Source organism: Rhodococcus sp. NPDC003322 (assembly GCF_053589555.1).
On sequence record NZ_JBSFSC010000001.1, the window covers coordinates 1254776 to 1269161 of the forward strand.

14 protein-coding genes are annotated in these 14386 nt (G+C 70.4%); 3 read left to right on the top strand and 11 right to left on the bottom strand.

Translation table 11 applies throughout. From position 1 onward, the window contains the following. Window positions 1–7: 7 nt before the first annotated feature. From ACWDUM_RS05935 to dacB, 5 genes are all read right to left on the bottom strand, one after another. Window positions 8–1342 (bottom strand): amidase, encoded by a 1335-nt coding sequence (locus ACWDUM_RS05935; RefSeq protein ID WP_450133220.1) that lies wholly within the window; start codon window positions 1340–1342, stop codon window positions 8–10. Between the two features lie 98 nt (window positions 1343–1440). Further along, a complete protein-coding gene (gene hpt, locus ACWDUM_RS05940) occupies window positions 1441–1995 on the bottom strand; it encodes a hypoxanthine phosphoribosyltransferase (RefSeq protein WP_450112362.1) in 555 nt (184 codons plus the stop codon). Between the two features lie 20 nt (window positions 1996–2015). After that, window positions 2016–3071: a tRNA lysidine(34) synthetase TilS gene (gene tilS, locus ACWDUM_RS05945; protein WP_450133221.1), complete on the bottom strand. Its 1056-nt coding sequence runs from the start codon at window positions 3069–3071 to the stop codon at window positions 2016–2018. Then, on the bottom strand, window positions 3068–4120 hold the full coding sequence (locus ACWDUM_RS05950; protein WP_450112364.1) for a zinc-dependent metalloprotease: 1053 nt from the start codon (window positions 4118–4120) through the stop codon (window positions 3068–3070). The genes tilS and ACWDUM_RS05950 overlap by 4 nt, the downstream gene beginning before the upstream one ends. Beyond that, complete coding sequence (dacB, locus tag ACWDUM_RS05955) at window positions 4117–5550, bottom strand: D-alanyl-D-alanine carboxypeptidase/D-alanyl-D-alanine endopeptidase (protein WP_450112365.1); 1434 nt, start codon at window positions 5548–5550, stop codon at window positions 4117–4119. The genes ACWDUM_RS05950 and dacB overlap by 4 nt, the downstream gene beginning before the upstream one ends. Window positions 5551–5626: 76 nt before the next feature. Here dacB and ACWDUM_RS05960 point away from each other — a divergent pair, with 76 nt between their 5' ends. Further along, window positions 5627–6118 (top strand): inorganic diphosphatase, encoded by a 492-nt coding sequence (locus ACWDUM_RS05960; RefSeq protein WP_450112366.1) that lies wholly within the window; start codon window positions 5627–5629, stop codon window positions 6116–6118. A gap of 143 nt (window positions 6119–6261) precedes the next feature. Then, the gene (lexA, locus tag ACWDUM_RS05965) at window positions 6262–6924 is read left to right on the top strand and encodes a transcriptional repressor LexA (protein ID WP_450133222.1); all 663 of its coding nucleotides are present in this window, start codon (window positions 6262–6264) and stop codon (window positions 6922–6924) included. Between the two features lie 8 nt (window positions 6925–6932). On the opposite strand, the gene arcA is transcribed toward lexA, so the two are convergent. From arcA to ACWDUM_RS05990, 5 genes are all read right to left on the bottom strand, one after another. After that, complete coding sequence (arcA, locus tag ACWDUM_RS05970; protein WP_450133223.1) at window positions 6933–8171, bottom strand: arginine deiminase; 1239 nt, start codon at window positions 8169–8171, stop codon at window positions 6933–6935. 11 nt (window positions 8172–8182) lie between these two features. Continuing rightward, window positions 8183–9619, bottom strand: a complete 1437-nt coding sequence (locus ACWDUM_RS05975) for a basic amino acid/polyamine antiporter (protein ID WP_450133224.1) — start codon at window positions 9617–9619, stop codon at window positions 8183–8185. A 116-nt stretch (window positions 9620–9735) separates the two neighbouring features. Beyond that, complete coding sequence (locus tag ACWDUM_RS05980; RefSeq protein ID WP_450133225.1) at window positions 9736–11442, bottom strand: MDR family MFS transporter; 1707 nt, start codon at window positions 11440–11442, stop codon at window positions 9736–9738. Then, window positions 11439–11909 (bottom strand): MarR family winged helix-turn-helix transcriptional regulator, encoded by a 471-nt coding sequence (locus ACWDUM_RS05985; RefSeq protein WP_450112371.1) that lies wholly within the window; start codon window positions 11907–11909, stop codon window positions 11439–11441. The genes ACWDUM_RS05980 and ACWDUM_RS05985 overlap by 4 nt, the downstream gene beginning before the upstream one ends. Before the next feature lie 147 nt (window positions 11910–12056). After that, a complete protein-coding gene (locus ACWDUM_RS05990) occupies window positions 12057–12902 on the bottom strand; it encodes a crotonase/enoyl-CoA hydratase family protein (protein ID WP_450133226.1) in 846 nt (281 codons plus the stop codon). Between the two features lie 122 nt (window positions 12903–13024). Here ACWDUM_RS05990 and ACWDUM_RS05995 point away from each other — a divergent pair, with 122 nt between their 5' ends. Next, window positions 13025–13549 (top strand): 2-oxo-4-hydroxy-4-carboxy-5-ureidoimidazoline decarboxylase, encoded by a 525-nt coding sequence (locus ACWDUM_RS05995; RefSeq protein WP_450133227.1) that lies wholly within the window; start codon window positions 13025–13027, stop codon window positions 13547–13549. A gap of 96 nt (window positions 13550–13645) precedes the next feature. Here the strand turns inward: ACWDUM_RS05995 and ACWDUM_RS06000 are convergent, their stop codons facing one another. Continuing rightward, on the bottom strand, window positions 13646–14215 hold the full coding sequence (locus tag ACWDUM_RS06000; RefSeq protein WP_450112460.1) for a TetR/AcrR family transcriptional regulator: 570 nt from the start codon (window positions 14213–14215) through the stop codon (window positions 13646–13648). Between the last annotated feature and the right edge of the window lie 171 nt (window positions 14216–14386).

Here is a 14386-nt window from a genome sequence, read left to right on the forward strand (position 1 = left end):
CTCCCCCTCACACCTGAGCGACCCGCTGCCACGGCAACAGCCGCTCCAACTGTGCCGCCACCGCGAGGATGCGGCCCTCGCCGCCGGGCGGGGCCGCGATCTGCACGCCCAGCGGGGTGCCGGTCGCCGGGTGGATCCCGGCCGGGACGCTGGCCGCCGGCCAGCCGGCGAGGTTCCACAGCGACGGGAACGGCGCGTACCGGATGTTCGCGACCAGGTTCGTGAGCCACGCACGGTCGCTCCACCTCGTCGCCGCGATCGGCGGTGCCGCCAGCGTCGGCGTGATCACCACGTCGTGTTCGGCGAAGAACCCGCTCAGCGCCCGGTCCAGCCGGGCGACCTGCTCGGGTTTCACCGTGCGGGCCAGCACCTTGCCCAGTGCCACATGGCCCCGGGTGCGCCGCTGCAGCAGCGACGAGTCCAGTCCGGCCGCGTCGGCCGCGGTCCCGGCGGTCCAACGGGCCAGCAGCGGAACCGGATTCACCGGGTACGGCAGCGACGCCGTCGCGACGTGGTGCCCCACCCCGCCGAGCACGGCGGCCGCCCGTTCCGCCGCGGCCCGCCAGTGCGGGTCGACGCGGACCATCGGCAGCGGCGCCCGCACCGACACCGCGATCCGCAACGATCCCGGGTCGGCGATCTCGGCGAGGTCCGGGCGATCCGCCATCACCGACAGCAGCAGGGCCGCGTCCGCGACGGTCGTCGCGATCGGCCCGTTCTCCGACATGCCGAACCAGGAGTCCACGCCGAGTTCGGCGGGCACCACCCCGCGTCCCGGTTTGATGCCGAACACCCCGCACGCCGCGGACGGGATGCGGATCGACCCCATGCCGTCGGCGCCGTGCGCGGCCGGGACCATGCCCGACGCGACGGCGACGGCGGACCCGCCGGACGATCCGCCGGAGGTGAGGCCGGGATTCCAGGGGTTGCGGGTGACCGCGTCCGGCGTGTCGGTGGCGCCCCACACGCACAGTTCCGGGACCGCGGTCAGGCCGACGGGGACCGCGCCGGCGGCGCGCAGTCGCGCCACCACGGGATGGTCGGCGGTCGCGGGCGTGACCGGACTCGCCTGCGAGCCGTTGCCGAGGCGATGCCCGGCGACGGGCACGTTGTCCTTGATCGCGATCGGCACCCCGGCCAGCGGCAGCGACGTCAGATCAGGGCGAGCGGCCACCGCAGCCGCCTCCGCACGCGCCGCGTCCGAGCGGACGGTCACGAACGCCCCCAGCCGCGGGTCCCGCTCCGCGATCCGTGTCAGTGCGTCGTCGACGGCCGCCATCGGGCTGAGCGCGCCGTTGCGCACCCGCTCGGCGATGGAGGCGACGGTGAAGTCGAGATCCATCCGTCGATTATGCCCGGTGACCACCCGGATCCCGGACGGTCCGTACGGTCGGCCGCCACAGCGGCGGTGCCGATCAGCCGCCACAGCGGCGGTGCCGATCAGCCTCCGTAGACGCTGGGGTCGAGGGTGCCGATGTACGACAGGTCGCGGTAGCGCTCGGCGTAGTCGAGGCCGTAGCCGACGACGAACTCGTTCGGGATGTCGAAGCCGACCCACTCGACGTCCACGTCGATCTTGGTGGCCTCCGGCTTGCGCAGCAGCGTCACCACCGTCAGCGACGCCGGGTTGCGAGTCGACAGGTTCCGCATCAGCCACGACAGCGTGAGCCCGGAGTCGATGATGTCCTCGACGATCAGCACGTTCCGGCCGGCGATGTCCTTGTCGAGGTCCTTGAGGATGCGGACGACGCCGGACGAGGAGGTGGACGAGCCGTACGAACTGACGGCCATGAACTCCATCTGCGTCGGGATCGGCAGCGCCCGCGCCAGGTCGGTCATGAAGAAGATCGCGCCCTTGAGGACGCCGACCAGCAGCAGGTCCCCTTCCGGGGAACCGTCGGGGAACTTCTCGGCGATCGCGGCGGCCAGCTCGGCCGTCTTCTCGCGGATCTCCTCTTCGGAGATCAGAACCGATGCGATATCGCCTTCGTACACGGCGCTAGCCCCTTTGTTCATTACCGATCCGGCTCATTGCTGACCCGCTCTGGCTCGCGCGCGACGAACCCGACCGACAGCCTGCCATGCCGCCGGGACAGCACCAACCTGACATCCCGTCCGCCGCCGCCGAGGGCGACACCACCCTGGCCTCGCCACCGCCCGACGAGGTCGTCGGCGGCCCGCAACTGCGGCTCGGTCAGCCCGTTCACGCCGCTGACCTGCAACCATTCGCGCAGGGCGCGGCGACGGATCGCCGGGTGGGCGGTGACGAGGACCTCGGTGTCGAGTTCGTCACCCCGCGTTTCCAAGTGCACGGTCGCGGCGCGCCGCAGTTCGGTGGCCGCCGCGTCCAGCACCTCGCCGTCCTCGCGGAGCTGTTCGGCGGTGCGGGCCAGCGCCGGGGCCACGCCGCCGCCGAGAATCTGTTCGAGCAGCGGCAGTGCCTCGGTTCGCACCCGGACCCGGGTGAACGCGGGACTCGCGTTGTGCGGGTCCCTGTGGGGCTGCAGTCCCAGTTCCGCGCAGGAATGTTCGGTGACAGCGCGGCGGACCCTCAGCAACGGTCGCCCCCACGGGTCGTTCCACTCCCGCATCCCGGCGATCGACCGGGGTCCGGACCCGCGGGCCAACCCGAGCAGCACCGTCTCCGCCTGGTCGTCGAGGGTGTGACCGAGCAGCACCGGGCGCCCGTCACGGGCCGCGTCCAGCGCCGTGTACCGGGCGCTGCGGGCGGCGGCCTCGAGCCCACCCTTCCCGGTCACGTCGACCGGCAGCACCCGGGCCGAGGCGCACCCGAGCAGACGGGCGCGGCCGGCGGCCTGCTCGGCGACCCGATCGGAGCCGGCCTGCAGCCGGTGGTCCACGACGAGCGCGTGCACGGGCCCCGCCTCGGCGACGGCGGCGGCGGTCAGGGCCAGCGAATCGGCGCCTCCCGACAGCGCGACCGCGACGCCGTCAGCGGGACGGTGTGCGGCGACCCAGCGCCGGACCGCGTGTCGTACCTCGAGCAACGCGGGCCCTTCGGGCAGTCGCGGCGGGCCGCCGGTCGTGCCCGCCGGCGGGCCGTCGGTCATGACAGGACCCGGCCGATCCACGCCTTCGGGTTCTCGATCTCACCGGTGCGCGGCAGGGTCTCCGGGCCGGTCCAGATCGTGTTGAACGCGGCCATCCCGACCTCGCCGACCACCGCGTCGACGAACGCCTTGCCGCGCACGTACTGCGCCATCTTCGCGTCGATCCCCAGCAGTGCCCGCAGCAGTCGCTGGAGCGGATTGGTCTGGCGGGAGCGCCGCGCGTCGAACGCGCGGCGGATCCGGGCCACCGACGGGACGACATCGGGGCCGACCGCGTCCATCACGTGGTCCGCGTGCCCCTCGAGCAGGGTGCCGAGCATCAGCAGCCGGTCCAGTGCCTCGCGCTGCGGTTCGGCCTGGGTGGCGCGCAGCAACCCGAGCACGCCGCGGTCCTCGGGGGCCTGCTCCTGACCGGATCGTCGGGCCCGCAACGCCGAGGCGAGCCTGCCGATCAGGTCGGCGACCGAGTCGTCTCCGGCCGCGCCGAGGGTCGCGACCGTCTCCCGCATGTGGTCCGCGATCCAGGGCGCGGACGAGAACTGCACCCGGTGCGTCACCTCGTGCAGGCACACCCACAGCCGGAAGTCAGCGGACGGCACCTTGAGGGCCCGCTCCACCCCGACGACGTTCGGCGCCACCAACAGCAGGGTGCCGTGTTCGCCGGTGAACGGGTCGTACTGGCCGAGGATCGCCGACGACAGGAAGGCCAGCATCGCGCCGGCCTGCACACCGGCCGGGCGGCCGCGCAGCAGACCGCTGTCGGTGTCGGTGTCGTCGCCGGTCAGGTTCGCCATCGACGCGGACGCGGCCCGGATCCAGCCGGCCCGGTCCACCACCCGCGCCTGCGGGACCGGCAGTCCGTCGGCGAGCCCGGTCACGTCGCGGACGGGGCCCTCGGCGCGCACCGAGGCCTCGGACAGTTCCGCGACCACCGCCTCGGCGGCCGCACGACTGGTGCGCGGACCGGGGCGGACCAGGCGGACGCCGGTGCGTGCGGCCAACTCCCAGTCGACCGCGCCACCGAGTCCCCCGGACCGCTCACCGGTCATGTGCACCCGCAGGACCGCAGTGTGGAGGCGATGGCGTCGAGGGCGGGTCGGCTGACGTCCGGTGACCGGTCGTTCGACATCAGAGAGAAGGTCAGCACCCGGTTGCCGACGTCGGTGACGTACCCGGCGAGGGCGCTGGCCTGCGAGAGGGTGCCGGTCTTCGCGCGCACCCAGCCGGCGCCGGAGCCGTTGCCGTACCGCTCGGAGAGGGTGCCGGTCGCTCCGGCGACGGGCAGGTAGTCGAGCATCGGCCGCAGCTTCGGCTGGGCGTCGCCGGTCGCGGCGGTCAGGACCTGGTCGAGCAGGCGGGCCGGGATGCGCCCGTCCACCGACAGTCCGCTGGCGTCGTGCAGGGTGACGCCGCCCAGGTCGAATCCGGCCCCGGCGAGGGTCTTGGTGATCGCCGCGGTCGCGCCGGCGAACGAGGGTTCCGAGCCGACCTGCTCCGCGACCTCCCGGCCGATCGCCTCGGCGAGCACGTTGTCGGAATGCCCCATCATCTGGGCGAGCCGGTCGCGCAGCGGCGCGGACTCGACCGACGCCAGCGGCGCCGCGCCGGACGGCGCCGTGCCGAGGGTGACCCGGTCGGGGGCGACCCCGAACGCGGCCGCGAGGGCGCGCCCGGTGTCGAGCGCGGGTGTTCCGCTGCGCGGGGACTCGTCCTCCAGCGGTTGCAGGCGGGCGCCGTCGAGCATCACCGGTTCGATCGGCGCGATGTACCCGGCGGCGACGTCGCCGGGTGACCAGCCCTGTGCCATCGGCGGTCCGGCATAGGCGCCGGTGTCGACGACGACGGACTGCACGGCGGCGCCGGCGCCGCGGATCTGCGTGACCAGGTCCTCGAGTCGCGGCGCGCCCGGATAGAAACCGGGCTGCCCGGCGGGCTGGGCGGTCAGCGTCACGTCGCCGCCGCCGACGAGCACGATCTGGCCGGGCTCGGCGCCCTGCACGACGCGGGTGGCGACGCGATGTTCGGCGGGCAGCGCCAGCAGCGCCGCCGCCGCGGTGAGCACCTTGGTGGTGGACGCCGGGATCATCGGCGTGTCGGGGCCCTGGCTCCACAGCACGGTCCCGGAGATCGCGTCGGAGACGACACCGGTGAAGGATCCGAGCGCGGGGTTGGCGAGCGCGGGACCGAGGGCCGCGGCCAGGGCCGCGGGGCTCGGCGCCGGGGCGTCCGCGGGGACCGGCGCGACCTGCGGTGTCGCCAGTACCGGGGGCGGTGCTGCGACCGTGGTGGTGACTGCGCTGGCGCCGAAGCCCAGGTCCGGGCGCTGCACGACGAGCACCGCGACTGTCGCGCCGATCGCCACGACAGCGACCGTCCCGAGCAGGATCCGGACCCGCTTCCGTCGTTGCGCGGCCAGGGACCCGATCTTGCGGTCCTTCGCCCCTGCCTTCGCCAACGTCCCTCCGATTGGTCGCTCCATGTAGTTCACCGCCATTATCCCTGACGGGCTACCCTGTCGATCGCACCATCCACCTGAAGGCAAAGCGAGGAAACGCGTGTCGTTCGACGTCACCATCGAGATCCCGAAGGGTCAGCGCAACAAGTACGAGGTCGACCACGAGACCGGCCGCGTCAAGCTGGACCGCTACCTCTACACCTCGTTCGGCTACCCGGCCGACTACGGCTACATCGAGAACACCCTCGGCGAGGACGGCGATCCGCTGGACGCGATGGTGCTGCTGCCCGAGTCGGTGTTCCCCGGCGTCATCGTCGAGGCCCGCCCGGTGGGCATGTTCAAGATGGTCGACGAGGCCGGCGGCGACGACAAGGTGCTGTGCGTGCCCGCGGGCGATCCGCGCTGGGACCACGTCCAGGACATCTCCGACGTGTCGCAGTTCGAGCTGGACGCGATCAAGCACTTCTTCGTGCACTACAAGGATCTCGAGCCGAACAAGCACGTCACCGGCGCCGACTGGGTCGGCCGTGACGAGGCCGAGAAGGTCATCGCGGAGGCGTTCGACCGGCTGAAGGCCAACGGCGGCCACTGAGCTCGACCTCCCGGGGTCTCGCACGACCCCTGTCGGCTGAAGGTGCCCTTCGTTCGCGTCAACCGAACGAAGGGCACCTTCAGCCGTTCCGGGGGTGAGCGGGCTGCGGGCGGTGTCGGCAGCGCCCTCTACGATCACGCCCCGTGAGCGGATACGACGACCTCGACCCCTTCGGCGGCCTCGACCCTGCGGCGTTGCCGCCGCGGCAGCAGCAGATTCTCGTGACGATCCGGGACTGGGTGGTCGAGTACGGTTTCGCGCCGAGCACCCGCCAGCTTGCGGACACGGTCGGGCTGCGCTCCACCTCGACGGTGTCTCGGCACCTGAAGGCACTGGAGGACAAGGGTTTCCTGCGCCGCAGCGCCGCGGTCTCCCGGCCGATCGATGTCCGCCCGTTCCTGCGCGGCACCGCCACCGGCACCGCCTCTGACGACTCGGTGGCGGTGCCCGTGGTCGGCGACATCGCCGCCGGCGCGCCGATCCTCGCCGAGGAGCACACCGACGACGTGCTGACCCTGTCTCGGGAGCTGGTCGGGTCCGGCACCGTGTTCGGGTTGAGGGTGCGGGGCGAGTCCATGGTCGACGCCGCGATCTGCGACGGCGACATCGTCGTGGTGCGCCAGCAGCACGAGGCGCATTCGGGTCAGATCGTCGCCGCGATGATCGACGGCGAGGCCACCGTGAAGGTGTACCGGCGGCGCGGCGGACACGTCTACCTGGAGCCGCGCAACGCCGCCTACCCGGTCATCGACGGCGACGAGGCCGTGGTGCTCGGCAGGGTCGTGTCGGTGATGCGGCGGGTCTGACCACGCGGTCAGAAGTCGACGGCGTCCCGGACGATCGGGCAGGTCATGCAGTGTCCGCCACCGCGACCGCGCCCGAGTTCGGCACCGACGATGGTGATCACCTCCACGCCCTCCTTGCGCAGCGCCGAGTTCGTGTGGGTGTTGCGGTCGTAGGCGAACACCACGCCCGGTTCGACGGCGACGAGGTTGTTGCCACTGTCCCACTGCTGACGCTCGTTCGCGTAGTAGCCGCCGCCGGTCGGAACCACACGCAGTTTCTTGAAGTTCAGTGCTTCGGCGACGACGTCGACGAACGGCTTGCTCTCCTCGGTCACCTCGGGTGCCTTGTCTCCGGGGCGCAGCGAGAAGGTGTGGATCCCGTCGACGATGTCCGGGAAGACGGTGACCAGGTCGCGGTCCGCGAAGGTGAAGACGGTGTCCAGGTGCATCGCGGCGCGCAGTTTCGGCATCCCCGCGACGATCACCCGCTCGGCGGCGCCCGCGTCGAACAGCGACTGCGCCACCTGGGTGATCGCCTGCCGGGAGGTCCGCTCGCTCATTCCGATGAGCACCGCGCCGTTCCCTACGGGCAGCACGTCACCGCCCTCGAATGTGGCCATCCCCCAGTCCTGTTCGGGGTCGCCCCACCATACGGAGGCCGCGGTGAAGTCGGGGTGGAAGGTGTAGATTGCCTTCATCAGCAGGGTCTCGTCGTGCCGCGCCGGCCAGTACAGCGGGTTGAGGGTGACGCCGCCGTAGATCCAGCAGGTGGTGTCCCGCGTGTAGAGGGTGTTCGGCAGCGGCGGCATCAGATACTCGCGGACACCGGACTGCTCGCGGGCCAGGGAGAAGTAGCCGGGGCGGAAGTCGTCGGGCAGGTCGGAGGTGGCCAGGCCGCCGATCAGGAACTCGGCGAGGGTCCGGTTGTCGAGGCTCTCCAGGTAGGCGCGCACGTCCTCGACCAGGCCGAGTCCCACCTCGTTCGCGACGATCTTGCGGTCCAGCAGCCAGTCCTTCGCGCCGGGGACCGCGAGGGTCTCGGTGAGCAGGTTGTGCAGCTCGACGACCTCGACGCCGCGGTCCCGCATCTTCGTCATGAAGTCGAAGTGGTCGCGCTTGGCGTTCTGCACCCACAGCACGTCGTCGAAGAGCAGGTCGTCACAGTTGCTCGGGGTGAGCCGCTCGTGGGCGAGGCCCGGAGCGCAGACCAGCACCTTGCGCAGGGTGCCGACCTCCGAGTGGACGCCGAGGGTAGCGGGGACGGTCATCGTGTGCACTCCTAGATGGTGATCGTGCCGGTCGCGAGGCCGACGATTCCGGCGATGGCACCGAGGGCGACGACGGCGAAAAGCGCCGCCTCCCAGGGCGAGAAGAGTCGCTTGCCCGCTTCTCGGCGGGTGAGCGCGAACAGGATGGTGCCCGGCGCGTAGATGATGCAGGACAGCAGCAGGAACTCGAGACCGGCCGCGACGATCATGAACGCCGTGTAGAACGTGGCCACGGCGGCGAAGACCAGTTCCTTGGTGCGGTTCTCCGGCTGCAGCTCGTCGTAGGTCTCACCGGTCCAGCCCAGCTTGAGCGCGTAGGCGGCGGCCAGCAGGTACGGCACCAGGGACAGCGCGCTGCACAGCTTGAGCGTGAAGCTGAACGCGTCGTCGGAGAACAGGGTCGTGACCAGCACGAGCTGAATCAGCACCGTGGTGAACAGCAGGGCCACCATCGGCACCTTGCGGTCGTTGGCGCGTGCCAGGAAGGACGGCATGTCCCGGTCCTGGGCGGCGACGAAGAGCACCTCGGCGGCCATCAGCGTCCACGCCAGGTAGGCGCCGAGCACCGAGATGATCAGCCCGATGCTGATGAACCAGGCACCCCAGGTGCCGACCGCGGACTCGAACACCCCCGACATCGACGGCTGCTGCAGCTCGGCCAGCTCGTCGCGCGGCATGATGCCGTACGACACCATCGTCACCGACGCGAAGATGGCCAGCACGCTGAGGAATCCGAGCACCGTGGCGCGTCCGATGTCCTCCCGCCTGCGGGCGTACCGGGAGTACACGCTCGCGCCCTCGATACCGAGGAAGACGAACACCGTCACCAGCATGGTCGCGCGGACCTGCTCGAACAGTGACTCCGAGTAGGCGTCTCCACCCATGAAGTTGTCGGCGAAGACTCCGGCGTCGAAGTAGAACAGCATGATCACGATGAAGACCAGGATCGGGACCAGCTTGGCGACGGTGACGATCTTGTTGATCGTCGCGGCTTCCTGCACGCCGCGCAGCACCATGAAGTGGAAGGCCCAGATGCACACGGTCGAGAGCAGGATCGCGGGCACCGTGTTGCCCGCCCCGAAGATCGGAATGACCTGGCCGAGCGTCGACTTGATGAGCACCCAATAGCTGACGTTGCCCACGCACGTGCTTGCCCAGTACCCGAACGCCGAGAAGAAGCCGAGGTACTCGCCGAAGCCGGCCTTCGCGTAGGCGTACACACCGGCGTCGAGGTCGGGTTTGCGGATGGCCAGCGATTGGAAGACGAAGGCCAGCATCAGCATTCCGGTGCCGGCGATCGCCCAGGCGATCAGTGCGCCGAGGCCACCGGTCGCGGACCCGAAGTTCCGCGGCAGCGAGAACACGCCTGCACCGACCATCGACCCGACGACCATCGCCGACAGCGTCAGCAGCGGCATCTGTTTGGTTGAGGTGGTCTCCGTCGTCACAAGCGATCTCCACGTCTCCGGGGTTCAACCGACCCGTTCGACGCGATCCTCGCAGCAGCCACGGCGGTTTGGCCGCACGCCACGCGGACGACCCCCGGCCTCGTGGCCGGAACCACTCAGTCGGTGTCGGCCGCAGCCGCCGCCCTGGCGCGGTCCGCCGCGATGGCCGCGAGACCGCCGCCCGTGCGCAGCGGCACTTCCTTCCAGAACAGCACCAGCACGAGCCCGATCAGGGACAGGACCGTCACGCCGAGGAACACCGTCGACATCGAGTCGGCGAAGCCGGCCTTGAACGGCTGCGCCAAAGCCGGGCTGAGCTGCTGGATCACCGAGCTGTCCTGCAGTACCTCGCCGGCGACGGAGGTGTCACCGTTCGCCAGGCCGGTGGCGAACGCGGCGTCGACGGGGTTGCTGCTGTGCACGTTCTCGGCGACAGCCTGACGGAAGGCCGAATCGGCGCCTGCGGACTGCAGCTCACCGGTGATGTTCGGGGTCATCTGCGCGAACAGGATGGACAGGAACACCGCGACGCCGAGGGTGCCGCCGATCTGGCGGAAGAAGGTGGCCGATGCTGAGGACACCCCCATGTCCTGCGGCGGGAGCGCGTTCTGGATGGCGAGGGTCAGCGGCTGCGTCACGTTGCCGAGGCCGAGGCCGATGAGTGCCATGGCGACCATCGCGACGGTGAGGGGACTGTCGGCATCGACGACGTACAGCATGAACGCGCCGACGGTGAGCATGACAGCGCCGGCCAGCGTGAAGACCCGATAGCGACCGGTCCTGGCGATCAGTTGCCCGGTCAGGATCGACCCGGCCCCCGAACCCAGCACCATCGGCATCATCTGCATTCCGGCGAGGGTCGGACTCGACCCGTGGACCACCTGTAGGTACTGCGGGAGCAGGGCGATCACCCCGAACGTCGCGGCGCCGACCACGGCCGAGATGGCGATACCCAGTGCGAAGGTGGAGTTGCGGAACATACGCAGGGGAAGCACGGCCACGTCCCGCATCCGTCGCTCGATGAGGATGAACGCGAGCACGCCGACCGCGCCGACCGCGTAGCACGCGATCGCCTGACCACTGCCCCAGCCCCACCCGCGGCCCAGCTCGGCCACGATCAGCAGCGGGACGACTCCGACCACCAGCGCCACCGTCCCCCACCAGTCGATCCCGACATCGGGGTGGCGCACCTTCGGCAGGTTCAGCACCTTCCACACCACGGCCAGTGCCAGCACGCCGATCGGGACATTGACGAGGAACACCCAGCGCCAGCCGGTGATCCCGGCGATGACGTCCTGCCCGGCGAACAATCCCCCGAGAACCGGCCCGAGCACCGCCGACGCACCGAACACCGCGAGGAAGTAGCCCTGGTACCTGGCCCGCTCCCGGGGACCGACGATGTCACCGAGGATCGCCAGTGCCAGCGAGACCAGACCGCCCGCACCGATTCCCTGGATCGCCCGGAACACGGCCAGCATGTACATCGACTGCGAGGCCGCACACAGCAGCGAACCGACCACGAAGATGATGATCGCGGCCAGATAGAACGGCTTGCGGCCGTACATGTCGGAGAGCTTGCCGTACAGCGGTGTGACCAGCGTCGCGGTGACGAGGTATGCAGTCGTGGCCCAGGCCTGCAGCGCATAGCCGTCGAGGTCGTCGGCGATGGTGCGGATCGCGGTCGAGACGACCGTCTGGTCGAGCGAGGCCAGGAACATGCTGATCATGAGCCCGGACAGGACGGCGAGGATCTGCCGGTGGGTGAAAACGCCGTCGCCGCCGGATTCGGCGGCGACGGTGGTGCTCTCGGCGGTGTCGGTCATCGGGCGTCCTTCGCGAACACCGGCCGCAGCCGCTCGTAGTCCTCGACGAACCGGTCCAGCAGCCGGGTGAACTCACGGAGGTCGTCGACGGGCCAGTCGGCGAGGAGGCGGCCGAGTCGCTCGTTGCGCAGCGCGCGGATCCGGGCGGCCGCGTCCCGGCCGCTGTCCGTGACGGCGAGAACGCTGGCCCGGCCGTCGGTGGGGTCGGGTTGCCGCTCCACGTGGCCGCGGTCGACGAGTTGGGTGACCTGTCGGCTCACCGTCGACGGATCCGTGTACATCGCTTCCGCGAGCGCGCTGGACCGCATCGGCCCGTCGTGGATGAGTCGGAAGAGGCAGGCGAACACCGCGGGATCGATGCCGTCGGTCGCCTTCGCGTGCGCGATGGTCCGGTCGCGCACCCGCTGCAGGCGGACCAGGTCGTTGCCGATCCGGTCAGCCAGGGGCGCAACGTCGTCCGGGGTCATCTGTCACTCCTTGCGTGCGTCACTCAAGCGTTTGGCGCCGCAAGTATGTGGTGTACCCCACCCCTCGGGCAACCGGCTGACATGCCTTTACCTCTGCACGGTCGGCCGGTCGCCCGGAGCGTCGGTGTCCCGGGGGTCCCAGTGGAGTCAGCGGCCCTTGAATTCCGGCGCACGCTTCTGGAAGACCGCGGCCATCGCCTCGCCGATGTCCTCGGACGGCAGGAAGGCCGCGTTCCACGCCGCGACGTAGCGGAGGCTGTCGTCGACCTCGGAGCTGCGGCTGTGGTCTAGCACGTCCTTGATGCCGTGCACAACCAGCGGCGGGTTGGCGGCGATCTCGGCTGCGGTGGCGTGGGCGGCGGCCAGCACGGCGTCCGCGTCGTCGAACACGTCGTTGACCAGGCCGATCTTCTCGGCTCGGGCGGCGTCGATGTCCCGGCCGGTCAGGGCCAGTTCACGCATGTGGCCATCGCCGATGATGCGAGGCAGCCGGGCGAGACTGCCCATGTCGGCGACGATCGCGACCTTGACCTCCCGGACGCTGAACTTGGCGTCGGCGCTGGCGTAGCGGATGTCGGCGGCGGTGATCAGGTCGACGCCGCCGCCGATGCACCAACCCTGGATGGCGGCGACGACGGGCTTGCGGCAGTCGGCGACCGCGTTGATCCCGCGCTGCATCGCCTTGATGTCGCCGTGGAACGTGGTCCGCGGCGCCGCCTGCGCCTTGTCCCCGAGGACCGGGGCCATCATCGGTGCCATCGCGGCGAGGTCGAGGCCGAAGGAGAAGTTCTTGCCCTGGCCGGCGAGCACGATCGCGCGCACCTCGGGGTCGGCGTCGAGCGCACCGAACAGCGGAACGAGCTCGCTCCAGAAGTCGGGACCCATGGCGTTGCCCTTGCCGGGTCCGATCAGCGTCACCTGGGCGACGTGGTCCTTGATTTCGACGGTGAAGGCCTTCAGGTCGAGGCTCTGAGCGCGTGCATCTTGAGTCATTACTCAAGAGTAACCACGCGGACCGTTCGTCGTTAAGCCTGTGAAAACTTCCGGCCCGACAACTGGCCCGACCGCTGCCGGCGTTTCACCATGAACCCACACGGATGCGCCGGGAGGTCACGATGCTGATGCACCAGGGGATCGGGCTGGACAGATTCAACGACCTGCCACAGCGCAGCGCGATGCACGCCCTCTTCGAGTGTTGCTGCTCGGCGATCTGGGCGGGCCGGGTCGCCGCCGGGCGGCCGTACGCCACTCGCGAGGCGTTGCTCACCAGCGCCGACTCCGAACTGTTCGAACTCTCCCCGGCCGACATCGACAGCACCCTCCAGTGCCATCCGGCGGTCGCGCGGCGGGCCCACACCACCGCGTCCGCGCTCGAGCAGTGCGCGGTGTGGGCACCGGACGAGGCGACGATGCGGACCGTGCTCGCCGAGTGCGCCCGCTACGAGCAGCGGTTCGGATACCCGTACCTGTGGTGCGCGGCCGGCCGTGACGCCTCCGCACTGCTGAGCGACCTCGCGCTGCGTCTGGCCCACTCCCGCGACATCGAACGCAAGACGATGCTCGGCGAACTGGCGAAGGTCAACCGCACCCGCATCGAGCGCATGCTCGGACCCGAGGGCGGCTACGACAACTACGCCTGACCGCCCTCCGCTTCCGGCCCCTCCCGTCCCCGACCGAATGGGCCATTCGGTCGGTCCATGTGAACGAATGGCCCATTCGGTCACCGGGGATGGAGGTCAGGTGCGGGTGAATGCACCGGCGAACACTCCGGCGACCGCGGCCTGCACGGCCCGCCGGTCCACCTGTTCCGGGTCGACGGCGTGCTCGAGCATGAGGCCGGAGATCAGCGCCATCACGGTGATCGCGAGGGTGCGAGCGTCGACGCTGTCCGCGATCCCCCACTCGACGGCCCGTCCGGTGATCAGTTCCTCGAGTTGTCCTCGCAGCGAGCGCCGCTCCCGCAGGTAGGCCTCCGCGATGGCCGGTTCACGGGCGGCCTGTACGCCGAATTCGAGGACGAGCAGTGCCCATCCCGGGTCGCCGACGAGCCACGTGCTGATGGTCTCGCCACCCCGACCGGCCGCGTCGACCGCGCCGAGTCCGGCGATCTCGGCGAGCACCCGGCCCGCCACCTCGAGGGAGCGTTCGGCGAACAGCTCCGCGAACAGGTCCTGTTTGGACTCGAAATTGGAGTAGACGGCGCCCTTGGTGAACCCGGCCCGGCGGGCGATCTCGGCGAGCCGGGCCGAGGCGAATCCGCGTTCGGCGAACTCCTCGGCGGCGGCCTCGAGCAGACGCCGACGCACCTCGGTCCGGGACGGCCGGGACAGCGCCACCGGGCCGCCCTGTGACGCAGCTCTCGGGTCGTGATCCGTTGTTGCGCTCGACTCAGTTGCCACGGTTGTCCACTTTCGCCCTTGACCTCGTGAATTCTGAATACCTACGGTATTCAATACCTTGGGTATCGGCAATGGCGT

What these genes read in the sequence shown, in the direction of transcription:
- ACWDUM_RS05935 (WP_450133220.1), bottom strand. Translation starts at nt 1,342, where the DNA reads ATGGATCTCGACTTCACCGTCGCCTCCATCGCCGAGCGGGTGCGCAAC.
- tilS (WP_450133221.1), bottom strand. Translation starts at nt 3,071, where the DNA reads ATGACCGACGGCCCGCCGGCGGGCACGACCGGCGGCCCGCCGCGACTG.
- ACWDUM_RS05950 (WP_450112364.1), bottom strand. Translation starts at nt 4,120, where the DNA reads ATGACCGGTGAGCGGTCCGGGGGACTCGGTGGCGCGGTCGACTGGGAG.
- dacB (WP_450112365.1), bottom strand. Translation starts at nt 5,550, where the DNA reads ATGGAGCGACCAATCGGAGGGACGTTGGCGAAGGCAGGGGCGAAGGAC.
- arcA (WP_450133223.1), bottom strand. Translation starts at nt 8,171, where the DNA reads ATGACCGTCCCCGCTACCCTCGGCGTCCACTCGGAGGTCGGCACCCTG.
- ACWDUM_RS05980 (WP_450133225.1), bottom strand. Translation starts at nt 11,442, where the DNA reads ATGACCGACACCGCCGAGAGCACCACCGTCGCCGCCGAATCCGGCGGC.
- ACWDUM_RS05985 (WP_450112371.1), bottom strand. Translation starts at nt 11,909, where the DNA reads ATGACCCCGGACGACGTTGCGCCCCTGGCTGACCGGATCGGCAACGAC.
- ACWDUM_RS05990 (WP_450133226.1), bottom strand. Translation starts at nt 12,902, where the DNA reads ATGACTCAAGATGCACGCGCTCAGAGCCTCGACCTGAAGGCCTTCACC.
- ACWDUM_RS05995 (WP_450133227.1), top strand. Translation starts at nt 13,025, where the DNA reads ATGCTGATGCACCAGGGGATCGGGCTGGACAGATTCAACGACCTGCCA.